Source organism: Tabrizicola sp. (assembly GCF_041919135.1).
Taxonomy (GTDB): Bacteria; Pseudomonadota; Alphaproteobacteria; order Rhodobacterales; family Rhodobacteraceae; genus Tabrizicola.
This window is the reverse complement of the sequence record NZ_JAYRUJ010000004.1, coordinates 1-21883: the sequence shown is the minus strand read 5'-3', so window position 1 is coordinate 21883 and position 21883 is coordinate 1. Positions and strand designations below refer to the sequence as shown.

The 21883-nt window shown below is 68.7% G+C and carries 21 protein-coding genes; 8 read left to right on the top strand and 13 right to left on the bottom strand.

Going from position 1 to position 21883, the window contains the following annotated elements; all coding sequences use genetic code 11:
- The first annotated feature begins 55 nt into the window (after positions 1 to 55).
- The 7 genes from cysQ (at position 56) to ACE3UA_RS04235 (ending at position 7865) form a co-directional block, all read left to right on the top strand.
- Positions 56 to 844 carry a 3'(2'),5'-bisphosphate nucleotidase CysQ gene (gene cysQ, locus ACE3UA_RS04265; RefSeq protein ID WP_374642866.1) on the top strand — a complete coding sequence of 263 codons (789 nt, stop codon included), beginning with the start codon at positions 56 to 58 and terminating at the stop codon, positions 842 to 844.
- Complete coding sequence (locus ACE3UA_RS04260) at positions 841 to 1626, top strand: 3-deoxy-manno-octulosonate cytidylyltransferase (RefSeq protein ID WP_374642864.1); 786 nt, start codon at positions 841 to 843, stop codon at positions 1624 to 1626. The genes cysQ and ACE3UA_RS04260 overlap by 4 nt, the downstream gene beginning before the upstream one ends.
- 167 nt (positions 1627 to 1793) lie before the next feature.
- On the top strand, positions 1794 to 2690 hold the full coding sequence (gene galU, locus ACE3UA_RS04255) for a UTP--glucose-1-phosphate uridylyltransferase GalU (protein WP_374642862.1): 897 nt from the start codon (positions 1794 to 1796) through the stop codon (positions 2688 to 2690).
- A 40-nt stretch (positions 2691 to 2730) separates the two neighbouring features.
- A complete protein-coding gene (locus ACE3UA_RS04250) occupies positions 2731 to 3765 on the top strand; it encodes a glycosyltransferase family 2 protein (protein WP_374642860.1) in 1035 nt (344 codons plus the stop codon).
- Positions 3762 to 4784 (top strand): glycosyltransferase family 2 protein, encoded by a 1023-nt coding sequence (locus ACE3UA_RS04245; protein ID WP_374642858.1) that lies wholly within the window; start codon positions 3762 to 3764, stop codon positions 4782 to 4784. Before ACE3UA_RS04250 ends, ACE3UA_RS04245 begins: the two co-directional genes overlap by 4 nt.
- On the top strand, positions 4781 to 6463 hold the full coding sequence (locus ACE3UA_RS04240) for a beta-1,6-N-acetylglucosaminyltransferase (RefSeq protein ID WP_374642856.1): 1683 nt from the start codon (positions 4781 to 4783) through the stop codon (positions 6461 to 6463). Before ACE3UA_RS04245 ends, ACE3UA_RS04240 begins: the two co-directional genes overlap by 4 nt.
- 4 nt (positions 6464 to 6467) lie before the next feature.
- Positions 6468 to 7865 (top strand): nodulation protein NodH, encoded by a 1398-nt coding sequence (locus ACE3UA_RS04235; protein WP_374642854.1) that lies wholly within the window; start codon positions 6468 to 6470, stop codon positions 7863 to 7865.
- Between the two features lie 50 nt (positions 7866 to 7915).
- On the opposite strand, the gene ACE3UA_RS04230 is transcribed toward ACE3UA_RS04235, so the two are convergent.
- From ACE3UA_RS04230 to ACE3UA_RS04200, 7 genes are all read right to left on the bottom strand, one after another.
- The gene (locus tag ACE3UA_RS04230) at positions 7916 to 8380 is read right to left on the bottom strand and encodes a PTS sugar transporter subunit IIA (protein WP_197643687.1); all 465 of its coding nucleotides are present in this window, start codon (positions 8378 to 8380) and stop codon (positions 7916 to 7918) included.
- A 33-nt stretch (positions 8381 to 8413) separates the two neighbouring features.
- Positions 8414 to 8989, bottom strand: coding sequence for a ribosome hibernation-promoting factor, HPF/YfiA family (gene hpf / locus ACE3UA_RS04225; RefSeq protein WP_374642852.1), 576 nt, complete (start codon positions 8987 to 8989; stop codon positions 8414 to 8416).
- 204 nt (positions 8990 to 9193) lie between these two features.
- Positions 9194 to 9955 (bottom strand): LPS export ABC transporter ATP-binding protein, encoded by a 762-nt coding sequence (gene lptB / locus ACE3UA_RS04220; protein ID WP_374642850.1) that lies wholly within the window; start codon positions 9953 to 9955, stop codon positions 9194 to 9196.
- The gene (gene lptA, locus ACE3UA_RS04215; protein ID WP_374642848.1) at positions 9955 to 10440 is read right to left on the bottom strand and encodes a lipopolysaccharide transport periplasmic protein LptA; all 486 of its coding nucleotides are present in this window, start codon (positions 10438 to 10440) and stop codon (positions 9955 to 9957) included. The genes lptB and lptA overlap by 1 nt, the downstream gene beginning before the upstream one ends.
- An 11-nt stretch (positions 10441 to 10451) precedes the next feature.
- Positions 10452 to 11099 (bottom strand): LPS export ABC transporter periplasmic protein LptC, encoded by a 648-nt coding sequence (gene lptC, locus ACE3UA_RS04210; RefSeq protein WP_374642846.1) that lies wholly within the window; start codon positions 11097 to 11099, stop codon positions 10452 to 10454.
- Positions 11065 to 12027 (bottom strand): SIS domain-containing protein, encoded by a 963-nt coding sequence (locus ACE3UA_RS04205; protein ID WP_374642844.1) that lies wholly within the window; start codon positions 12025 to 12027, stop codon positions 11065 to 11067. Before ACE3UA_RS04205 ends, lptC begins: the two co-directional genes overlap by 35 nt.
- On the bottom strand, positions 12008 to 12622 hold the full coding sequence (locus tag ACE3UA_RS04200) for a ribonuclease D (RefSeq protein ID WP_374642842.1): 615 nt from the start codon (positions 12620 to 12622) through the stop codon (positions 12008 to 12010). The genes ACE3UA_RS04205 and ACE3UA_RS04200 overlap by 20 nt, the downstream gene beginning before the upstream one ends.
- A gap of 112 nt (positions 12623 to 12734) precedes the next feature.
- On the opposite strand from ACE3UA_RS04200, the gene ACE3UA_RS04195 reads away from it, so the two are divergent.
- Complete coding sequence (locus ACE3UA_RS04195) at positions 12735 to 15248, top strand: glycosyltransferase (RefSeq protein ID WP_374642840.1); 2514 nt, start codon at positions 12735 to 12737, stop codon at positions 15246 to 15248.
- Between the two features lie 425 nt (positions 15249 to 15673).
- On the opposite strand, the gene ACE3UA_RS04190 is transcribed toward ACE3UA_RS04195, so the two are convergent.
- The 6 genes from ACE3UA_RS04190 to ACE3UA_RS04165 form a co-directional block, all read right to left on the bottom strand.
- On the bottom strand, positions 15674 to 16765 hold the full coding sequence (locus ACE3UA_RS04190) for a flagellar basal body P-ring protein FlgI (protein WP_374642838.1): 1092 nt from the start codon (positions 16763 to 16765) through the stop codon (positions 15674 to 15676).
- On the bottom strand, positions 16762 to 17763 hold the full coding sequence (locus ACE3UA_RS04185) for a flagellar biosynthesis protein FlgL (RefSeq protein WP_374642836.1): 1002 nt from the start codon (positions 17761 to 17763) through the stop codon (positions 16762 to 16764). Before ACE3UA_RS04185 ends, ACE3UA_RS04190 begins: the two co-directional genes overlap by 4 nt.
- Positions 17760 to 19223 (bottom strand): flagellar hook-associated protein FlgK, encoded by a 1464-nt coding sequence (gene flgK / locus ACE3UA_RS04180; RefSeq protein WP_374642834.1) that lies wholly within the window; start codon positions 19221 to 19223, stop codon positions 17760 to 17762. Before flgK ends, ACE3UA_RS04185 begins: the two co-directional genes overlap by 4 nt.
- 6 nt (positions 19224 to 19229) lie before the next feature.
- Complete coding sequence (locus ACE3UA_RS04175; protein WP_374642832.1) at positions 19230 to 20537, bottom strand: flagellar hook protein FlgE; 1308 nt, start codon at positions 20535 to 20537, stop codon at positions 19230 to 19232.
- Between the two features lie 95 nt (positions 20538 to 20632).
- Positions 20633 to 21469 carry a flagellar motor protein MotB gene (locus ACE3UA_RS04170; protein WP_374642830.1) on the bottom strand — a complete coding sequence of 279 codons (837 nt, stop codon included), beginning with the start codon at positions 21467 to 21469 and terminating at the stop codon, positions 20633 to 20635.
- Positions 21470 to 21572: 103 nt separating this feature from the next.
- A partial coding sequence (locus ACE3UA_RS04165) for an amidohydrolase family protein (RefSeq protein WP_374642827.1) occupies positions 21573 to 21883 on the bottom strand: 311 nt, incomplete at its 5' end.

Genomic DNA, 21883 nt, shown 5'->3' with positions numbered 1-21883 from the left:
ACCGGCGAAGGATAAGGGGCGCGCCGCGGCAGATCAACGCCGCAAGGAGGGGATGATGGATTTCGACCACCTGATGCCGCTTCTGCGCCGTCTGGCGCTGCGGGCGGGCGATGCGATCATGCAGATCTACCAAGGCCCCGATTTCGAGGTCCGCACCAAGGGCGACGCCTCGCCGGTGACCGAGGCCGACGAGGCCGCCGATGCCGTGATCGCCGCCGGCCTGCGCCAAGCCTTCCCCGACGTGACCCTGATCACCGAGGAACAGGCCGCCAGCCACGCCCTGACCGCCTCCACCTTCTTCATCGTCGATCCGCTGGACGGCACCAAGGAATTCGTCCAGCGCCGCGGCGACTTCACCGTGAACATCGCCTATGTGCAGGACGGCATCCCGCTGCGCGGCGTCGTCTATGCCCCGGCCAGGGGCCGCCTGTTCTACACCACCCCCGACGGCCAGGCGGTGGAGGAATCCGGACCCTTCGGCCCCGAACCCGGCCCGCTGGCGCCGCTGAAGGTCTCCACCCCCGACAATGCCGCCCTGATGGTCGTCGCCTCCAAGTCCCACCGCGACCAGGCGACCGACGACTACATCTCGCGCTACGCCGTGAAGGACATGACCTCCGCCGGCTCCAGCCTGAAGTTCTGCCTTCTCGCGACCGGAGAGGCCGACCTCTATCCCCGCCTCGGCCGCACGATGGAATGGGACACCGCCGCCGGCGATGCCGTGCTGCGCGGGGCCGGAGGCCGGGTCGTCCGCTTCGACAGCCACCAGCCCCTCACCTATGGCAAACCCGGCTGGGACAACCCGTTCTTCATCGCCTTCGCCCCCGGTGTCGTGCTGAAATGACCACGCTCATCGCCATCCCCGCCCGCTATGCCTCGACCCGCTACCCCGGCAAGCCGCTGGTCCCGCTGAAGGGGCCGGACGGCGAAAAGACCCTGATCCGCCGCAGCTGGGAGGCGGCGATGGCCGTCCGCGGCGTCGATCGCGTCGTCGTCGCCACCGATGACGCCCGCATCGCCGACCACGCGAGCGCCTTCGGGGCCGAGGTCGTGATGACCTCCCCGGACGCCCGCAACGGCACCGAGCGTTGCGCCGAGGTGGCCGCGAAACTGCCCGGCTTCGACGTGATCGTGAACCTGCAGGGCGACGCCCCCCTTACCCCCGCCTGGTTCGTCGAGGATCTGGTCGCCGGACTGGCCTCCGACCCCCGGGCCGACATCGCCACCCCCGTCCTGCGCTGCACCGGCCGCGCCGTCGCGGGCTTCCTTGCCGACCGCCGCCAGGGCCGGGTCGGCGGCACCACCGCCGTCTTCGGGGCGCAAGGCCGGGCGCTGTATTTCTCCAAGGAGGTGATCCCCTATACCGGGCGTGACTATGCCCCGGACGAACCCACCCCCGTCTTTCACCATGTCGGCGTCTACGCCTACCGCCCGGCTGCCCTTGCCGCCTATCCCGCCTGGCCCGTCGGCCCGCTGGAAACCCTGGAAGGGCTGGAGCAGCTCCGCTTCCTGGAAAACGGCCGCCACGTCCTTTGCGTCGAGGTCGAATCACGGGGCCGTGAGTTCTGGGAGCTGAACAACCCCTCCGACGTTGCGGTGATCGAGGCGATGCTCGGCGGGCACTAGGCAGAAATTGCTCTTTCCGCATTGGCATGCCAAAGTCGGGCGTGCATCGCGATTCCGGACGTGCAAAATACCAATAATTGCCCCGGCGCGGTCCAGATATGGACAGAATCCGCGGCCACGACAGGGCGAGGCGATCCGTTGGTCGCCTGTGACAAGTGAGATGTGGGATGAAAGCGAAGAAGATCACGAAGGCCGTGTTTCCCGTGGCCGGTCTTGGAACCCGATTCCTGCCCGCGACGAAATCGATCCCCAAAGAGATCATGACTCTCGTCGATCGTCCGCTGATCCAGTACGCCATCGACGAGGCGCGCGCCGCCGGCATCAGGGAATTCATCTTCGTGACCGCGCGCGGCAAATCCGCGCTTGAAGACTATTTCGACCACGCGCCCGAACTGGAATCCGAACTGCGCAAGAAGGGCAAGACCGACCTTCTGGAGATGCTCAAGGATACCAACATGGACTCGGGCGCCATCGCCTATGTCCGGCAGAACCGGGCGATGGGCCTTGGCCACGCCGTCTGGTGCGCCCGCCGCCTGATCGGCAACGAACCCTTTGCCGTGCTGCTGCCCGATGACGTGATCGCGGCGGAAACCCCCTGCCTGCAGCAGATGGTCGAGGCCCATGCCCAGACCGGCGGCTGCATGGTCGCCGCGATGGAGGTCGCGCCGTCCCGCACCTCCTCCTACGGGGTGCTCGACGTCGGCAGCGACACCGGCTCGATCGTCCGGGTCCGCGGCATGGTGGAAAAGCCCCGCCCCGAGGAGGCTCCCTCCAACCTCGCGGTCATCGGCCGCTACATCCTGACCCCCAAGGTTCTGACCAACCTCAACCGGATGAAGCAGGGTGCCGGCGGCGAGATCCAGCTGACCGATGCCATTGCCGAGGAAACCGGCTCTGCCGCCGGGGTCCATGGCCTGCGTTTCCGGGGCCAGCGATACGATTGTGGTTCCAAGATCGGCTTCCTTCAGGCCACCGTTGCTTTCGGCCTGTCCCGTCCCGACCTGTGTGGTGAGTTCGAAGTGTTCCTTCACGAGCTTCTTGCCATGCAGAAAGCCGCGCAATAGCCCCTTGGGCCGGCTTCCTCACGCCTGCCCGGTCGGCGAGTTGCCAGACCCCGGGCGCGGCCCGGCGGCGCTCTGGCAGGCATTGCGGCTGCGGATCCGGCGCCGGACGCTTCTGGCCCGCGCCATCCGCCGCCGTCGCCAGCTGACCGTGCTTCGCGACCGGACCGCCGCGATCCGGCCGGGCGACATCCTGTGCTTTCTCTGCCTGCGCAACGAGGCGCAGCGCCTGCCCTTCCTGCTTGACCACCACCGCAGGCTTGGCGTGCGGCACTTCCTTGTCGTCGACAATGCCAGCAGCGACGGCTCCGACAGCCTGCTTCGCGACCAGGACGATGTCTCGCTCTGGCGGACCGGGGCCAGCTACAAGGCCGCCCGCTTCGGGATGGACTGGCTGACCTGGCTGATGCTGCGCCATGGACACGGCCACTGGTGCCTGACGCTCGACGCCGACGAGATCCTGGTCTACCCGCATTGGCAGACCCGCCCCCTGCCGGCGCTGACCGACTGGCTTGACCGTCAGGGCCAGCCCAGCCTTGGCGCGCTGACCCTGGACCTCTATCCCGAAGGCCCGGTCTCGCGCTCTCGCCACGCCGCCGGGGACGATCCCACCCGGATCCTGCGTTGGTTCGACGGCGGCAATTACCAGGTCCAGGTCCAGCCCCGGCTGCGCAACCTCTGGATCCAGGGCGGCGCCCGGGCCCGCGCCTTCTTTGCCGAGGCCCCCCGTCGCGCGCCGACGCTGAACAAGATCCCGCTGGTGCGCTGGCACTGGCGCTATGCCTATGTCAACTCAACCCATGCGCTGCTGCCACCGCGCCTGAACCAGGTCTACGCCACCGACGGCGGCGAGCTGACCTCGGGCGTGCTTCTCCACACCAAGTTCCTGCCCGGCATCATCGACCGCTCGGCCGAGGAAAAGGCGCGGGGCGAGCATTTCGCCGATGGCGCGCAATATGCCAGCTACTACGACCGGCTGATCCGGGACCCGGTGCTGCACAGCCCCGCCTCCTCGCGCTACACCGGCTGGCGCCAGCTGGAGGCCATGGGCCTGATGTCGCGGGGGGGCTGGGTATGACAGCCCTTTCGCGCATGCTGTCGATCTACCGCCTGCGCGTCCAGCGCAAGCAGCTCCTGTGGCGCGCCTTCACCAAGCGGCGGCAGCTTCAGCCGGTGACGCAGCGCATGGCGGGCCTCGGGCCGCAGCCGATCCTCCTGTTCTCCACCATGCGCAACGAGCGCGTCCGCCTGCCCTATTTCCTGAACTACTACCGCAAGCTGGGGGTCGACCACTTCCTGATCGTCGACAACGCTTCGGACGACGGCACCCGCGAATACCTGGCCGAACAGCCCGACGTCTCGCTCTGGAGCACCCCGGCCGGCTACAAGCAGTCGCGCTTCGGGATGGACTGGATCATGCATCTGTTGCGCCGCCACGGCCACGGGCGCTGGTGCCTGACCGTCGATGTCGACGAGTTCCTGGTCTACCCCTTCTGCGAGACCCGCCCCCTGCGCGCGCTGACCGACTGGCTGGACAGCGCCGGAAACCGCACCTTCTCCTCGATGCTCCTCGACATGTATCCCCGCGGCGCCATGCACGAGCAACCCTACCACGAGGGGCAGAACCCCTTCGAGATCGCCCAGTATTTCGACAGCGGCAACTATACCTTCAACCGCAGCTGGCCGCTTCTGAACCTCTGGATCCAGGGCGGCCCCCGCGCCCGGCTGTTCTTCACCGACGAACCCTACCGCGCCCCCGCGCTGAACAAGATCCCGCTCGTCCGCTGGCACCGCTCCTTCGCCTATGTCTCCTCGACCCACATGCTCCTGCCCCGCGGCCTCAACCTCACTTACGACGACGCCGGCGGCGAGAAACCCTCGGGCTGCCTTCTGCACGCCAAGTTCCTCGACACCTTCGCCGCCAAGGCCGAGGAGGAGATGCGGCGCGGCCAGCATTATGCCGAAAGCCACGAATACCGCGCCTATCGGGCCGGGATCAGCCGCGAGCGCGACCTCTGGTGCAACTGGAGCGAGAAATACGTCAACTGGCGCCAGCTCGAGATCCTGGGCCTGATGTCGAAGGGAAACTGGGCATGAGCTTTGGCGTCGTCATGCTCTGCCATACGGCGCTGGACCGCGCCGCCCAGGTCGCGCGGCACTGGGCGGCCAATGGCTGTCCCGTCGTCATCCACCTCGACCGCCGTGTTCCCGAAGCCCAGCGCGCCGCCTTCGCCGCGGCGCTTTCCGACCTGCCCGACGTCCGCTTCTCGGCCCGCGTCCCCTGCGAATGGGGCACCTTCAGCCTGGTCCAGGCCACCAACCTCGCCGCGACCCAGCTGCTTGCCAGCTTTCCCGACATCGGCCATGTCCTCCTCGCCTCGGGCGCATGCCTGCCGATCCGCCCGGTGGCCGAGCTTCAGGCCCATCTCGCCGCCCATCCCGATACGGATTTCATCGAAAGCGTCACCACCGCCGATGTCGGCTGGACCATCGGCGGGTTGAACAAGGAGCGGTTCACCCTCCGCTTCCCCTTTTCCTGGAAAAAGCAGCGCCGCCTCTTCGACGGCTATGTCGCCCTGCAGCGCCGCCTCGGGTTCCAGCGCCGCATCCCGGCGGGCCTGGTCCCGCACCTGGGCAGCCAATGGTGGTGCCTGACCCGCCGCTCGCTGCAGGCGATCCTGTCGCACCCCGACCGGCCCCGCCTCGACCGCTATTTCCGCCGCGTCTGGATTCCCGACGAAAGCTACTTCCAGACCCTCGTGCGCCAGGTCTCCACCCGCATCGAAAGCCGCTCGCTCACGCTGTGCAAGTTCGATTTCCAGGGTCGCCCGCATGTGTTCTACGACGACCACCTGCATCTCCTGCGCCAGTCCGACGCCTTTGTCGCCCGCAAGATCTGGCCCCAGGCCGACCTGCTCTACCGCACCTTCCTGACCGAGCTGCCCGAGCGGCGGGCCGCGCCGAACCCGGCCAAGATCGATCGCCTGTTCGCAAAGGCGGTCGAGCGGCGGACCCGTGGCCGCCCCGGCCTCTTCATGCAAAGCCGCTTTCCGACCCGTGCCCGCGGCGGCAACCGCGCGGCCGCGACCTATGGCGTCTTCCAGGGTTTTGCCCAGCTCTTCCCGGATTTCCATCCCTGGCTTGCCCGCGCCACCGGGGCCAGGGTCCACGGCCATCTCTTCGCCCCCGATCGCGTCGAATTTGCCGAGAATGAGCGCGTCTTCACCGGCGGCCTCTCCAACTCGCCCGCCCTGCGCGACTACAATCCCACCAGTTTCCTGACCAACCTCGTCTGGAACACCAGGGGCGAGACGCAGTGCTTCCAGTTCGGCCCCGCCGATGTGCAGGACGTCACGCGCTTCATCGCGGGCGATAGCAACGCGCGCGTCTTCATCATCTCGGGTGCCTTCGCGGTGCCGCTCTGGCGCTCCGCCCGCCCGGCCTCCGAGGTCCGGGCCGAGGCTGCGCGCCTGCAGAAGATCGAAGCGGATCTGATCGCGCGGCTCGACCACCCCGAGGCAAAGGCGAATGTCCGAATCTGGAGCCTGGCCGAATTTGTCGAGAACCCGGCCGAGCCGCTGATGCAACTGCTTGACGATCTCAACCCGCGCGGCTCGCATCGCGATGTGGACCTGCCGCCGATGATCCCGCTTCTGGGGTTCGGCGCCTTTCTGCAGGATCTGCGCAATCAGGGGATGCATCCCGTGCTGATGGGCGATTTCCCCATAGATTTCGGCAGCAAGTCCGCCCCCTCGCCGCTGCTGCGGCTGAAGTGACCCGATGCCGCAATCCTTTACCAGCTTTGTCATCCTTGCCGGAATGCGCACCGGCTCGAACTTCCTGGAAGCGAACCTGAACGCGCTGCCCGGCGTCGTCAGCCATGGCGAGGTGTTCAATCCGCATTTCATCGGCAAGCAGAACGTGACCGAGATGTTCGGGATCACGCTCGAAGCCCGCGAGGCGAACCCCAAGCCGCTTCTGCGCAAGCTGCGGGCCGAGACCCCCGGTCTTTCGGGCTTTCGCTTCTTCCACGACCACGATCCCCGCGTGCTGGACATCCTGCTCGCCGATCCGGCCTGCGCCAAGGTCATCCTGACCCGCAATCCGGTCGACAGCTATGTCAGCTGGCAGATCGCCCGCGCGACCGGCCAGTGGAAGCTGACCGATGCCAAGCGCCTGAAGACCGCGACCGCCCGCTTTGATGAGGGCGAATTCCGCGACCACCTTGCCGCGGCGCAGTCCTTCCAGCTTCAGATCCTCCATGCGTTGCAGACCTCGGGCCAGACCGCCTTCGTGCTGGATTACGAGGACCTTGCCTCGGTCGAGGTGCTGAACGGCCTCGCCGCCTTCCTTGGCGTCGCGGGGCGGCTCAAGGCGGTGGATGACACGCTGAAAAAGCAGAACCCCAGGGCGCTGGAGGACAAGCTTGAAAATCCGCAGGACCTCGCCGCCGCTGTCGCCCGGGCCGATCTCTTCGCCCTCGCCCGCTCGCCGGTGTTCGAGCCGCGCCGCCCCGCCGCGATTCCGCATGTCGTCGCCGCGCGCGCCGCACCCCTTCTGTTCTTCCCCGTCCGCTCCGGCCCCGAGGGCGCGATCCGCGACTGGCTTTCCGCGCTTGGCGGGCTGGTCGAAGGCTTTGACAACCGAACGCTGCGTCAGTGGAAACGTGACCACCCCGGCCACCGCGCCTTTACCGTGGTGCGCCATCCGCTCCTGCGCGCGCATGTCGCCTTCCGCGAGAAGATCGTCTCGGGCCAACTGGCCGACCAGCGCCGCCGCCTGATCCGCGCCTGGAAGGCCAACCTGCCCGACCCCGGCCAATCCTTCCCCGACCCGGCGGCCGAGCGCGAGGCGTTTCTGGTATTCCTGAACTGGTGCCGCCTTGCGACCTCGGGCCAGACCGGCAACCGGGTCGATCCGCACCTGGCCAGCCAGAGCGCGATCCTGCAGGGCTTTGCCGGCTTCCACCCCCTCGACCTCGTGATCCGCGAGGACCGCCTGCCCCGGTCCCTCGCCTTCCTCGCCGCCGAGATCGGCGTGACCGCCCCGCCCCCGCCCGCCGCCGACCCGGCCGCACAGGCGCTGGCCGCGATCTGGGACGACGGCCTCGAAGCCGCCGCCGAGGCCGCCTATGCACGCGACTACACCGGCTTCGGCTTCACCCGCTGGCGCGCATGACAGGGCGCGCAGGATGGAAAAATCCTGCGCGCCCTCGATGTCGAACCGACTTACGCCGCCTGCGGGGCCTTGGCCTCGGTCAGGATCGCATACAGCTTGGCCGGGTCGTTGTTCGCCCGCAGCTTCGCCAGCACCCCCTGGTCCCGCATCGTCCGGCTGACCAGGGCCAGCGCCTTCAGATGATCGACGCCCCCGTCCTTCGGGGCGAAGAGGCCGAAGACCAGATCCACCGGCTGCCGGTCCACGCTGTCATAATCCAGGGGCTTCTCCAGCCGGACGAAGACGCCGACGATCCCCTTCAGGTCCTCCAGCCGGGCATGGGGCAGGGCGATGCCATGTCCCACCCCGGTCGGGCCCAGCGTCTCCCGCTCCTGCAGCCCGTCGATGGCCACCGCCGCCGACATCCCGTAGGCCTGCGCCGCGATCTCTCCCAGCTCCTGGAAAAGCCGCTTCTTCGAGGTGAACTGCCCAACCACCTTGACGGCGGCCGGCACGAGTAGCTTGGAGAGTTCCATCGTCGGGCTTTGTTCCCGCGCCACGTCGGCGCCTTACCTGCTGTTGCGCGGGTCGATCCAGCCGATGTTCCCGTCGTCGCGACGATACACCACGTTCACGCCCCCATGTCCTTCGTTCCGGAAGACCAGCATGCGCTGCCCGGCAAGCTCCAGCTGCATCACGGCCTCGCCGACGGTGATCGAAGGAATCTTCGCCTCCATCTCGGCAATGACGACGGGCTGGAGCGTATCGGGCTCCGCATCCTCGGTCTCATCGGACGCGGCGAGGATATACGAGGACCCACCGGCGAATTCAACAGGGGCCGTGCGGTGGTTGTGGTGGTTGCGGATCCGCCGCTTGTAGCGCCGCAGCTGCTTGTCCAGCTTCTCGCGGCAGCTTTCGAAGGCGGCATAGATCTCGACCGCGTGACCCTTGGCCTGGGCGTTCAGGCCGGTGGACAGGTGAATCACCGTCTCGCAGACATATTCGTGCGCCGAACGCGAGAAAACCACGATGCATTCGGTGGGACGCTGGGCGTATTTCTCGACCAGCTCGCCCATTTCCGATTTCACATGGGTTTGAAGAGCCTCACCGACGTCGATCTGTTTCCCACTGATCTGATAGCGCATGGCCTCTCCTTTCGCATGCTTTCCGGCCGGTTCGGGTCAGTCCCAACCGGCCGATCCCCTATACAAGAGATGGAAAGAACGTAGCGCCACGCAAGAACGGCCGGCAGAAGGTTTCGCGGCAGGACGGGACCGGACAGGGGCAAGTGACGCACGCATTGAAGGCATTTGGCGCACCCGCGACGCGGCTTGTCAACCGGGTCCTTTTCAGATGATGCGGAAGTTCTCGCCCAGGTAAACGCGCCGCACCGTCTCGTCGCGGACGACCTCATCCGTCGTCCCGCTCATCAGCACCGTTCCGTCGTGCAGGATATAGGCGCGGTCGACGATCTCCAGCGTTTCCCGGACGTTGTGGTCGGTGATCAGCACTCCGATTCCCCGCGCCTTCAGGTCATGCACCAGATGGCGGATTTCCCCCACCGCGATCGGGTCGACCCCGGCAAAGGGCTCGTCCAGAAGCAGGTATTTCGGATCCGCCGCCAGGCAGCGCGCGATTTCCACCCGCCGCCGCTCGCCGCCCGACAGCGCCAGCGCCGGGGTCCGCCGCAGATGGGTGATCGAGAACTCGCTCAAGAGTTCCTCCAGCCGCTCGCGCCGCTTGTGGCGGTCGGGCTCGGCGATCTCCAGCACGGCCAGGATGTTGTCCTCGACGCTCAGCCCCCGGAAGATCGAGACCTCCTGCGGCAGATAGCCGATTCCCAGCCGGGCGCGGCGATACATCGGCAGGGCGGTCACGTCCTTGCCGTCGATCAGCACCTGTCCGCCCTCGGGCGTCACCAGCCCGGCGATCGAGTAGAAGCAGGTCGTCTTGCCCGAGCCGTTCGGCCCCAGAAGCGCCACCACCTCGCCCCGGCGCAGGTCCAGGCTGACATCGCGGATCACCGGCCGCTTCTTGTAGCTCTTGCGCAGGGACCGGACCTGAAGCCCGCCCGCGCCCTCGGTGATCGTCAGTTCCGGCTTTGCCGCCATCAGTTGCCGCCCGGCACGAAGGTCGTGGTCACCCGGCCTTCCATGATGCCGGTCCCGTCCTTCAGGTTGATCGTCAGCTTCTGTCCTTGCATGGTCGAGCCGGCCTGTGCCAGCTGCACATTGCCGGTCAGCACGATCACGCCGGTTTCGATGGTATAGACCGCCTCGTCGGCGCTGGCCTTGTCGGCCAGGTTGGTGATCGTCACCCCGCCGCTGGCCAGAAGCTCCTTGATCTGCGACTGGTCGGTGCCATAGCGCACATCGACCTTGGCCGCCGCCAGCGTCATCTCGCCCTGCTTCACCTGGACATTGCCGCTGAACACCGCGCTGCCGTCGGCGTTGTTGACCGCAAGCTGGTCTGCGGTGACCTCGACCGGCTGGGTCGTGTCCTGCTCCAGATCGCCGAAGGCGATGGTCGCCTGCTGCGCCTCGGCCATCCCGGCGGCAAGGCCAAGCATCAGGATCAATGCGCGATGGAATGCCATTCGTCGGAACCTCACGGGCCTGCGCCGCCCGGCAGATATACCAGCCGGACGCCTTGGGTGAAAACCAGAAGATAGGCGCCCGGGGTCACGTTGTCCTGACTCAGGGTCATGCCGCCCGCGATGATATCGCCCGCCGGGCCTGTCGCCCGCACCTCGCCCCGGCTCTCCAGCCCCGAACGGTCCAGCCGCGCCGCGATCTCGGGCGTATCCAGCACATAGCCGCTGCTGGTCGTGACCTTGACCCCGCCCGAAAGCACCATTTGCTTCGCCGCATCGTCCATCACCGCCGTCGCCGCATGCAACTCGGTCCGGGCGCCGTCGGGGGTATCCAGGTCCAGCCGCAGGCCGCGCGCCTCGGCCGGGGTGTCGGTCGCCTCGGGGCGCGCTTCCTCGGCGGTCAGGGTCAGGGCCGCGCCGTCGCTGGTGGTCCCGGCATAGCTGGGGGCGGTCATCCGCGGCTCGCGGGCCAGTTCCTCGACATCGACCTCGGCGTAAGGCAGGGCGTCCTCGGGGTCGATGCGGTCGGCCACGAGGAACAGCGTCGACAGGATCGCCAGCGCCGCCAGCGGCAGGGCGACCTTGAGCCAGCCCACCACCCGCGTATGCTTGTCGATCCCCGCCACCTCAGGCAACCCCGGCGCGCAGGCAGTCGTGGACATGCAGGATGCCGATGGCGCGGCTCTTGTCCTCGCCCGTGACCAGAAGGCAGGTGATCTTGCGGTCGTTCATCACCGCCAGCGCCTCGCCCGCCAGCGCGTCAGGCCCGATGGTGCGCGGGTTCCGCGTCATCACCTCGCCCGCGACATGCGACAGAAGCCCGTCCAGATGCCGCCGGAGGTCGCCGTCGGTGATGATCCCCGCCAGCGCGCCATCGGCATCCGTCACGCCAACCACGCCAAAGCCCCTGCGGCTGATCTCGACCAGCACTTCGCCCATGGCCATGTCCTCGGCCACCAGCGGCGGGTCGTCGTGCATCAGGTCGCGAACCTTCAAGAGCCGCGCGCCCAGCTTGCCGCCGGGATGGAAGACGCGGAAATGCTCGGGCGTGAAGGCGCGATGCTCCATCAGCGCAATCGCCAGCGCATCGCCAAGCGCCAGCGTCATCGTGGTCGAGGTGGTGGGCACGATCCCGGTCTCGCAAGCCTCGGGCACCTGCGGCAGCAGGATCGCCACATCCGCCTGCCGCATCAGCGTGGAACCCGCGCGCCCCGCCACCGCGATCAGGGGGATGCCGAAGCGGCGCGAATGGGCGACGATATCCGCCAGCTCCGGCGTCTCGCCCGAGTTCGACAGCACGATCAGCACGTCGCCCTCGGCCACCATGCCAAGGTCGCCATGACTCGCTTCGGCCGGGTGGACGAAATGCGCCGGCGTGCCGGTCGAGGCAAAGGTCGCCGCGATCTTGCGCGCGACATGCCCCGATTTGCCCATGCCCGAGACGATCACCCGCCCCTTCGCCGCCATCAAGAGGCCGACCGCCGCGCCGAAACTGTCCCCCAGCGCGCCCGCCAGCGTCTCCAGCGCCCCGGCCTCGCGCAGGATCACCCGGCGGCCGGTGGCCAGGAAATCAGTGGAGGAAGATGTCATTCACGTTTTCCCAGCCCAGAAGATCCAGCTCGGCCCGGGTCGGCAGGAAGGCGAACAGCCGCTCGGCCAGCTCCATCCGCCCCTCGCGCTTCAGCCGCACCTCAAGCTCGGCCTTCAGCGCATGCAGATACAGCACGTCCGAGGCCGCATATTCCTTTTGCGCCTCGGTCAGCACCTCGGCCCCCCAGTCGCTGGTCTGCTGCTGCTTCGACACATCGACGCCCACCAGATCGGCCAGCAGGTATTTCAGCCCGTGCCGGTCGGTGAAGGTCCGCACCAGCTTGGACGCGATCTTGGTGCACCAGACCGGGGCGGTCGTCACCCCGAAGGCCTTCTTCATCACCGCGATGTCGAAGCGGCCATAGTGGAACAGCTTCAGCACCGCCGGATCGGCCAGAAGCCGCTCCAGGTTCGGCGCGCGCTCCTGCCCCTTCGCGATCTGCACCAGATGCGCGTCCCCCGTCCCGTCCGAAAGCTGCACCACGCACAGCCGGTCGCGGCGCGGATCCAGCCCCATGGTCTCGGTGTCGATCGCCACCACCGGGCCCAGCGTCAGCCCGTCGGGAAGGTCGTTTCGGTGCAGATGAATGGCCACGGGTCGGATCTCCTGAAATCCCACCCGGATTACGCCCGGCACCCAACGGGGTCAACACTGGCGGGCCGCACGGCCCCGCGCTAGGCTGAAGCCAACCCCGGAAGGCACCCCGATGCTGCACCACGATAGCTTCCGCGACCCCGCGCCGGGCCAGCCCCGCGTGCTCGCCGCCTTTTCCTATCGCTACGACGCCCATCTCGTCCCCGACCTGATCCAGAACATCCGCCCCGCCGTCCACGGCTTCGTCGCCTGGGACGACCGCTCGGCCGAGGCCGCCCTGTCGGACGAGCCCGCCCGCCGCCGCCGCCTTCTTGCCGCCGCCCGGGCGAAGGGAGCCGACTGGCTCCTCGTTCCCGACCCGGACGAGCGTTTCGAGCGGGATTTCGCCGCGCATCTGCCCGCCCTCCTGGCCGAGGGCGATTGCCTCTGGCACTTCTCCCTGCGCGAGATGTTCTCGCCCGGCGAATACCGCAGCGACGGCCCCTGGGGCGCGAAATCCGTGCTGCGCCTCTTTCCGATTGCGGCGGCGGCGGCCGAAGACGTGGCGCTCCACGGCCTTTGGGTCGCCGACGACAGAGGCTTTCGCCGCCGCGCCAGCCGGATCAATCTCTACCACCTGCGCATGGCCTCGCCCGCCCGCCGCAAACTCCGGCGCGAGCTTTACGCCGCCGCCGACCCCGAGCGCCGCTTCCAGGCGATCGGCTACGACTACCTCGACGACGAGCGCGGCATGGTGCTGGAACCCCTGCCCCCCGGCCGCGCCTTCGATCCGCCCTTCGTCGAGGATCACGGTCTCTGGTCCCCCGACCCAGGCGATCTGGGTGAAATCCGCCCCGATCCGCCCGAGGTCAGCCTGCTACGCGCCGCCCATGCCGCCCGTCGCCGTGGCCAGGGCAACGCCTATCACATCGTCCGCGATCTGTTCCGTTCCGATCCTGTCGACTGCGATCTCGGTTTCCTCGCCGCCAGCTACGCCTTTCAGTCCGGTGACCATTCCGCCGCCATCGCGCTGGCCGGGGAAATCCTGACCTCCCGGCCGCAGGACCTCTCTGCCCGACTGCTCCGCGCCCGCTCGCTTGTCGCCAGCGGCCGGAATGCCGACCTCTCCACCCTTGCGGCAAGCCTGCCCGGCAGCCCCGTCATCGCCGCCCTTCAGGCCGAGGCCGCGCGCCCCACCGCCGATTTCACCGCCGCCGATGCTCAATGGCGCGGCCTCGCCCCGCCCGATGCCACGATCGACGAGGGCCGGCCCCACCGCTCCGATCTCGCGACGGTGGTGATCGGCTTCCGCAGCCAGCCCGGCCTCCTGTCGGCCGTCCGCTCCTTGCTGGACCAGGGGACCGAGATCGTCGTGGTCAACTCCGGCGGCGGCGGCGTCCGCGCCGACCTGGCCTCGGTCGCGGACCGGATCCGGCTGATCGCCACCGACACTCCGCTCCGCGTCGGGGCCGCGCGCAACATCGGTGTCGCCGCCAGCCGCGCGCCCTTCATCGCCTTCCTGGCCGGGGATTGTCTGGCGGAACCGGGCTGGGTCGCGGGTCGCCTTGCCCATCACCATGCGGGGGCGGCCTCGGTCTCCACCGCCGTCAGCGGCCTGCCCGGTGCGGGCCTCGTCGCGCTTGCGGCCAACCGTCTGCGCTATTCCGCCCGCAATCCTGCGGCTGATCCCCGCAGCCTCTCGCATTACGGCCAGTCCTGCTCTCGCCACCTTCTTGGCCTCTGCGGGCTCTTTCCGCCCGCGCTTTCGGCGGGCGAGGATACCGCGCTGAACCGCGTCGCCGCCCGCTTTGTCCAGCCGCGCTGGGCCCCCGAGGTCGTGACCCTGCACCGCGACCTGACCGATCTTGCCACCCTGGTGGCCGACGAACGGATGCGCGGCCAGCGCCGGGCCGGTCACCCGCCCTTCCGCGCCCTCGCCGCCGGGCCGGATCCCGCGCTCGCCGCAGCACCTTTCCTCCGCCGCCGCCTGCATCAGGCCTGGGAGCTGGTCATGCGCGAACCCGGCCTGTCAGCCGCCGAACGGCGGGCGGTGCAGGCGACGCAGTGGCTTGCCGCCCGGGCCGATGCGCAAGGCACCGTCGAGGGGTTGCAGCGCATTGCCCGCGCCGATGCGCTTCTCGGCCGGGCCAAGGTGCGGACGGACGATCCCGGCCAGGCCCTGCCCCTTATCGAAGAGGCCCTTGCCCTCGACCCCGAGGATCCGTCCAAGGCGCTGGCGCTCGGGCTCTTGCGTCTCGCGGTTGGCGACATGGCCGGGGGAGAGGCCTCGCTTCTGGCCGCCCTGGCCCTGTCTCCGGCGGATGAGCGGGCCGCCGCCGCCCTGATCGCCCTGCGGGACGCGCTGGAGGGCCCCGTCGCGGCGCTGCATCTGGCCGAGCGTCTCGCTCTCGCCGCGCCGACCGTCCCGCGGCTATGGTCCCTGGCGGCCGATCAGGCGCTTGCGGCCGGGGATGCCGGCTGGGCGGTCGCGCTGGGCCGGACCGCGCTTGCCTGCGCCCCGGCCCAGCCCGCAGCCCATGCCCATCTGGCCAAACTCCACGCCGCCGCCGGGGACCCCGCCGCCGAGGCTTTGCGTCACGCCACCGCCAAGCGTCTCACCGCCGCCGAGGAGCGCCGCAAGGGATAGGCATCCACCCGCGCAGGTGTCGTTCGCTCAGCGGCGGCGGCATTGCTTCCGCCCCCGGTGCCGCCCGGGACTCGGCAGTCGGCGCATCACGCCCCCGCCGCCAGGGAACTCCGGAAGGGACAGTCCGCCCGAATGCGCGGATGCCGTTCGCCCAGCGGAGGCGGCATTGCTTCTGCCCCGCCTCCAGGGACTTGGCGGTCGGGGCAGCACGCCCCCGCCGCCAGGGGACTCCGGAAGGCGCCAGCCGCCCGAATGCGCGGGTGTCGGGCCGTCCGTGGGCACGAGCCCGCCCATGCACCGGCCATCCCCGGGCGCGCGCCCAAGCCCTTCGCAGGCCGAAAGCCAAAGCTTTCCAGTTCATTAATCGGATCCGGCAACCCATTGATCCCATTGCATCAGCAAAGGTTGTCCACAGTGGGCAGGCCTCAGTTGACCACGAACTCCGCATGCAGCGCCCCGGCCGCATTGATGCTTTTCAGGATGTCGATCATGTCATGCGGAGCTACCCCCAGCGCGTTCAGTCCCGCCACCACCTCGGCCAGGTCGGTCCCGCCCCTGACCTCGGCTAGCCCGGTCCCATCCGTCCCGATCGAGGCGCTGGACCGGGGCACCACCACCGTCTCGCCCTCGCTGAACGGGTTGGGTTGGACGACCAGCGGGCTCTCCTCGACCCGCAGCGTCAGGTTCCCCTGCGCCACCGCGACCCGGCTGATCCGCACGTCGGCCCCCATCACGATCGTCCCCGACCGCTGGTCCACCACCACCCGCGCGCGGGTCTCGGGCTCGACCAGGATGCCCTCGATCCGGCTGATCACATGCGCGGGCGAGCGCATCCCCGCCGCCCCGATGTCCACCGCCACCGTACCCGCATCCTGCATCACCGCGACCCGGCGGCCGAAATCGGCGTTCACCGCCCGCTCGATCCGCTCGGCCGTGGTGAAATCCGCCGATTTCAACGCCAGACGCAGGTTCGACAGGCCGGAGAAATCGAATTCCACCTCCCGCTCGACCCGCGCGCCGGAGGGAATGACCCCGGCGGTCGGCACGCCCTGCACCACCCGGGCCGCCTCGCCCTCGGCCGAGATGCCGCCGGCGATGATCGTGCCCTGCGCCACCGCATAGATCTGCCCGTCCGCGCCATTGAGCGGCGTCATCACCAGCGTGCCGCCCAGCAGGCTTTTCGCATCGCCGATCGCCGAGACCGTCACGTCGATCCGACCTCCGGAGCGGGCGAAGGGCGGCAGCTCCGCGGTCACGAAGACGGCGGCCACGTTCTTCGGCCGGAACTCCTCGCCCGTGACATTCGCCCCCAGTCGCTCCAGCAGGTTGGCCATGATCTCCTCGGTGAAGGGCGCGTTGCGGATGCCGTCCCCGGTGCCGTTCAGCCCGACGACCAGCCCATATCCCACCAGATCGTTGGCCCGCACCCCGTCGAACTCCACCAGGTCCTTGATGCGGATCGGGTCGGCCCAGGCGGCGGTGGCGGAAAGGACCAGCGCAAGGAGAAGGCGGATCATCGCAGATAGTCCACAAGGCTGAGCCGCGAGACGCGGGCGGTGACGAGATAAAGCGATTCCAGCTGTCCGCGCAGCTCCTCGAGCCGGGTGGCGGCCTCGTAGGGGTCGGCGGCCCCGGTTTCGGAGCGCAGGATGCCGAGGGCCGTTTCCTCGGCGGAATTGCGGACGGCGGCGGATTCGATCCTGGCCTCGACCATGCCGATCCGCGCCGCCAGATCGACCCGCGATTCCTGCGAGCCTTGCAGCAGCCCGGCCGCCCGCTGCGCCAGATCGGCCCGCTCCTCATGGTTGCCGCCCAGCACCCCACGGTCCAGAAGCGCCGCCAGGGCAAAGCCGTGCAGCGTGTCACGGATCGCCGGGTCAAGCGCGGTGGTCGCAAGATCCACCGTCTCGCCCGAGGCGACCGGGCTGGAGGACAGGGGGCCGCCCCCCTGGTAGAAGGCCGCATAGTCGGCGGGGTCGGAGAACCAGGTCGCGACCGCATCTGCCACCTGGCTTGCGTTGGTTGCGCCCGCCGCCGCGGTCTCCAGCGCGGTGAGCATGTCCTCGGCCGGGCCGAGCGGCGGCGTGCCGGTCGCGGTGCCGGCAAAGATCGCCCGCCCCCCTGCCTCGGTGTTCACGAGGCCCATGGCGCTGGCGAGACGCCCCCGCGCATCGGCCCCGAAAAGGCCGACCTGGGCCACGGTCGCCATGTCCTTCGAGCGCAGGAGGGGGGCTGCAAGGTCGACCGCCAGCCCGGAGAGACCGGCAAGCGCGGATTGCTGGGCCGCGGTCTGGAACGCGGCTTCGGCCGTGTTTCCGGCAAAGGATTTCAACCGCGCCAGGCTGGCGTCCACCGCCAGAAGCGGCGAGAAATCGCCGCGCAGCGCCTGGCCGAGGTCGCCCTTGCGGCCGCTGGCGATCTCATTGGCGGTCCGCTGGATCTGCGCGCGCAGCTGCGTGCCCTGGCGGGAAAGGATGTTGGTCAGGCTGGCGTCGCCCAGGGAAATCCGGCTCATTCTCCCAACCTCATCAGGATGTCGATCATCTGGTCCGCCGTCTGGATCACGCGGGCATTGGCCGCATAGTGCTTTTCAATGGTCAGAAGCTCCTGCATCTCCCGGTCGGTATCGATGCCGTTCTGCGCCTCGAGGTCGGTCAGCGCGGTCAGCCGGGCCGAGGCGAAGGCCTGGTCCGACTGGCCGGAAAGCCGCCGGGCGGAGGCGTCGGAGAGGATCTCGGCGGTGAGGGTCGCAAGGCTGCGCGAGCCGGCCGGCAGCGCGGTCGAGGAGAGCGGCCGTGCGCCGACAAGGGCGCCATGCAGGGCCTTCAGCAGGGTCGCATCGCCCAAGGGCCCTTCGACCGTCGCGCCAAGCCCGTCCCGCAGGCGGTACAGCGCCCCGCCCTGCTCGGGGTCGGCCGCCGCATTGATCTGCAAGCGGCCCGCCAGCCCCACCTCGTCGGTGGCAAGGAAGGGTGCGCCGGCATCGGTGAACAGGCCCGGCGCGCCCGGCGTCGTGGTCGGGTCAAGGCCCGCAGCCGCGAACCGCTCCACCAGATCGCGGGCCATTGCGTCCAGCCTGCCCTGGGCGCTCGTCGCAAGCTCATCCCGCACCGCGAACAGTGCCCCGAGCGAGCCGCCGAGGATCGGGCTGGCCGGTCCCGACGTATCATATGGCCGCCCGTCGATCGTGATCCCCGACAACCCGCCGAGGGCCTGGGTCATCTCGGGCGTGATGGCGTGGACCGGGGTGAAGCCGAGTTCGACCCGGTTCCCCTCCAGCAGCGGCGCGCCGCCGGTGGTGAACAGCGCGATCTGGTTGCCCTCGCGCTCGACCTCGCGCAGGGGGACGATGGTCGAGATCGTGTCGACCAGCCGCTGCCTTTCGTCCAGAAGCGCCGAGACATCGCGGCCCATGCCGGTAAAGGACCGCAACTCGGTGTTCAGCGCATGGACCTTCTCCAGCGTGGAGTTCAGAAGCCCCACCTGGTCGGTGATCTGGCGGTCGGCGGCTTCGCGCGCGGTCTGGATATCGCGGGTGGCGGTGGCAAGGCCCGAGGCCAGCCCCTTGGCCGCGGTCAGGACATTGGCCAGCCGCGCCTGCGAGTCGGGGCGGCCCGCAGCCTCGACCAGGGCGGAGTCGAAGGCGGAGAGCCGCGCCGAGAGCGAGCCCAGGCTGTCGGGCGTACCGAAAGCCTGCTCGACCCCGGCCAGGAAGGTCGCGCGGGTGTTGCGATCACCATCCCCCGCCTGGGCCAGCCGCCGGTTGGCGAGGAGCGACTTGTCCACATCCCGGCTGATCCCGGTGACCGAGACCCCCTGCCCGGTCCCGGCAAGGACCGCCGCGCGCAGCCCGACCTCGCGCCGGGCGTAGCCGGGGGTCGCGGCATTGGCCACGTTCGACGACAGGACCTCGGCCCGCCGGGACGCGGCCGTGAGGCCGGACAGCGCGCTGGACAGGGCAGTGGTGATGCTCATGGCCGGTTACCGTTTGATATTGGTGGTTTCCTGCAGCATCTCGTCCACGGTCTGGATGACCTTGGCATTCGAGGAATAGGCGCGCTGCGTCTGGATCAGATTGGTCAGTTCGGCCGCGACATCGGTCTTCGATCCCTCGCGCGAATAGCCCTGGATCGAGCCGGTGGGCCCGCTGCCGGCGTCCCAGAGGTAGAAGGAGCCGGAGTCGGGCGAGACCTGGTAGGTCATGTTCGACATCGACAGAAGCCCGTTCGGATTCGGGACGTCGACGATCGGGATCTGATAGAGCCGGCGGGTGAAGCCGGTGTCGTAGGTTGCATTCAGATAGCCTTTCTCGTCGACCTCGACCGTGGTCAGGTTGCCGACGGGCGAGCCGTTCTTGGTGATCTGCACCGGGGCGAAATTGTCCGAAAGCTGGGTCAGCCCGTTCGGGTCGCCCGTCCTGCCGATGCCCACCGACATCGGCCCGCCCGCCACGGTCAGCGCCAGCGTGCCGTCCGCCGGGTTGTAGGCGCCGCCCGAGATCACCGTGACCGAGGCAAGAGTGCCGCCGGCACCGCGCGAATCGTCGAAGGTCAGGCCATATTCGCCGATCAGGGCCCCGCCCTGGGCGGAATCGCGGATCTCCATCGTCCACTGGTTCGAATGGCCGGTTGCCGGAACCACGGGGACGAAGGTGACCGCCAGCGATTCGGAGGTGCCGAGGTTGCCGAAATATTCCACCGACAGGGGCGGCGGGACCGCGGTACTTCCGGCAAGCGTATAGGTCGCGGGCAGGTTCACCCCCAGGTTCATCGTCGTGGTCGGGTCACCCGCCGTCTGGTTGGTGTTGATCACGATCGGCACCAGGCTGGAGATCGTGTCGCGCGCGAAGGACGGGATCGTGCCATCGGCATTGGCCGGCCAGCCGAGCAGCACCAGGCCCGAATCGGTCTTCAGGACGCCGTCCGCGTCGGTGCGGAAGCCGCCGGTCCGCGTCATCAGCATGGGTGTGTCGGAAAGCGCATTGCCCATAGACACCTCGTTGATCACCGGCAGCATGCCACGCCCGGCGATGGCGATGTCCAGCGCATTGCCGGTGCCGACGAGATCCCCCCGCTCCTCGATCAGGCGGACGGTGGTGGCACGGACGCCGCCGGCGGAATAGGTGCCCGAGCCCCGGGCCGAGGTGATGACCATGTTCGCGAAATCGGTCGAGGCGCGTTTGTAGCCATAGGTCGACGAGTTCGCGATGTTGTCGGAGATCGACGCCAGCCGCGTCGCATTGGCATTCAGACCGGCCACGCCCGCGGACAGCGAGGAAGAGATCGTCATTGGAAAGCGCCTTTCTGCTGCTTCGATCCTGATGGGGGCGAAGGTGCATCAGCGGCGCTTAACAACGGCCTAACGGATAAAATTCGACGGATTCCTCAGCGATCGCGGCGCAAGAGGATGATCTCGATCCGGTTGTTGCGCGGGTCGGCGGGTTCGGTCACCGCGGGTTTGCGGTCGGCATAGCCCGAGACGCGCTGCATCCGTGCCGGGTCGAGTCCCGCCGTTTCCAGAAGCCCCCGCGTCGCCTGCGCGCGATCCGCCGAGAGGTCCCAGACCGGGTTGTCGATCAGCGTCACCGGCAGGGCGCGCAGATGGCCGCTTACCGCGATCTCGTTGGTGGTCAGGTTCAGCACCTCGGCCAGAAGCGCCGCGATCGACCTGGTGACGGGCGCGGGATCGGCCGATTCGCCTTTGAACAGCGGCGCGTCGGGAAGATCGAAAATCTCGATCACCAGCCCCTCGTCGGTGACGCGGGTCACGACATGGCGCAGAAGCTGCTGCATCGTGTTGCTTTCGCCGCCCCGCGCCAGCAGCGCCTTCTCCACATCCTCAAGCTCGGACTCCGCCTTGCCGCTGCCGCCCTCGCCACGGCCGGAGGCCCCGGTGCCGGTCGCGGTCGAGGTCTCGCGATCCATCGCGCCGGTCCCGGTATGGGCCATCGTCTCCTCGGCAAAGACGCTGTCCCCGCCGAAGGCGCCGTCGCCCCCGCCCGAGATGCGGTTCACCGGGATCGTCGGATTGAAGTAATCCGAAATCCCCTTGCGCTGCTTTTCCGTCGTCGCGTTCAACAGCCACATCAACAGGAAGAATGCCATCATGGCAGTCACGAAGTCGGCATAGGCCACTTTCCAGGCCCCGCCATGATGACCGCCGCCCGCGACGACTTTCTTCCGTTTGATTATGACTGGCGCGCCATTGCCTGGCCCTGCCATTCCACATCACCCGATTACACACCCGGGATCAGGAATAGCATTCCAGCCTTTACGTCGGCTTAACCGCTTGGATTTTAACGGAAGGCCGCGACCGGGCCACAATTCACCGCAGCCGCTCGCCCTTCCCCCAAACCCCGCGCAGGCTGCCGTCCGGGCCAAGGTGCACCATGTCGGCCGCGCGGCCCGGCAGAAGGTGGCCCAGCCGGTCGCCTCGCCCCAGGCAGGCGGCAGGGCGCGAACTCGCCATGGCCAGCGCCACCTTGGGCGGGGTGCCAAGACGCAGCATCATCCCCACCGCCTGCGGCAGGGTCAGGTCAGCTCCGGCCAGCGTGCCGTCCTCCAGCGTGAGCCGTCCGTCACGGCGCAGGATGCGGCGGCCGTTCAGGGTGAATTCGGTCACATCGCTGCCGGCCG

Bases quoted from the DNA above. Each gene is read 5' to 3' on its own strand.
- cysQ (WP_374642866.1), top strand. From the start codon at position 56: ATGGATTTCGACCACCTGATGCCGCTTCTGCGCCGTCTGGCGCTGCGG.
- ACE3UA_RS04260 (WP_374642864.1), top strand. From the start codon at position 841: ATGACCACGCTCATCGCCATCCCCGCCCGCTATGCCTCGACCCGCTAC.
- galU (WP_374642862.1), top strand. From the start codon at position 1,794: ATGAAAGCGAAGAAGATCACGAAGGCCGTGTTTCCCGTGGCCGGTCTT.
- ACE3UA_RS04245 (WP_374642858.1), top strand. From the start codon at position 3,762: ATGACAGCCCTTTCGCGCATGCTGTCGATCTACCGCCTGCGCGTCCAG.
- ACE3UA_RS04240 (WP_374642856.1), top strand. From the start codon at position 4,781: ATGAGCTTTGGCGTCGTCATGCTCTGCCATACGGCGCTGGACCGCGCC.
- ACE3UA_RS04235 (WP_374642854.1), top strand. From the start codon at position 6,468: ATGCCGCAATCCTTTACCAGCTTTGTCATCCTTGCCGGAATGCGCACC.
- ACE3UA_RS04230 (WP_197643687.1), bottom strand. From the start codon at position 8,380: ATGGAACTCTCCAAGCTACTCGTGCCGGCCGCCGTCAAGGTGGTTGGG.
- hpf (WP_374642852.1), bottom strand. From the start codon at position 8,989: ATGCGCTATCAGATCAGTGGGAAACAGATCGACGTCGGTGAGGCTCTT.
- lptB (WP_374642850.1), bottom strand. From the start codon at position 9,955: ATGGCGGCAAAGCCGGAACTGACGATCACCGAGGGCGCGGGCGGGCTT.
- lptA (WP_374642848.1), bottom strand. From the start codon at position 10,440: ATGGCATTCCATCGCGCATTGATCCTGATGCTTGGCCTTGCCGCCGGG.
- lptC (WP_374642846.1), bottom strand. From the start codon at position 11,099: ATGTCCACGACTGCCTGCGCGCCGGGGTTGCCTGAGGTGGCGGGGATC.
- ACE3UA_RS04205 (WP_374642844.1), bottom strand. From the start codon at position 12,027: ATGACATCTTCCTCCACTGATTTCCTGGCCACCGGCCGCCGGGTGATC.
- ACE3UA_RS04195 (WP_374642840.1), top strand. From the start codon at position 12,735: ATGCTGCACCACGATAGCTTCCGCGACCCCGCGCCGGGCCAGCCCCGC.
- ACE3UA_RS04190 (WP_374642838.1), bottom strand. From the start codon at position 16,765: ATGATCCGCCTTCTCCTTGCGCTGGTCCTTTCCGCCACCGCCGCCTGG.
- ACE3UA_RS04185 (WP_374642836.1), bottom strand. From the start codon at position 17,763: ATGAGCCGGATTTCCCTGGGCGACGCCAGCCTGACCAACATCCTTTCC.
- flgK (WP_374642834.1), bottom strand. From the start codon at position 19,223: ATGAGCATCACCACTGCCCTGTCCAGCGCGCTGTCCGGCCTCACGGCC.
- ACE3UA_RS04175 (WP_374642832.1), bottom strand. From the start codon at position 20,537: ATGACGATCTCTTCCTCGCTGTCCGCGGGCGTGGCCGGTCTGAATGCC.
- ACE3UA_RS04170 (WP_374642830.1), bottom strand. From the start codon at position 21,469: ATGGCAGGGCCAGGCAATGGCGCGCCAGTCATAATCAAACGGAAGAAA.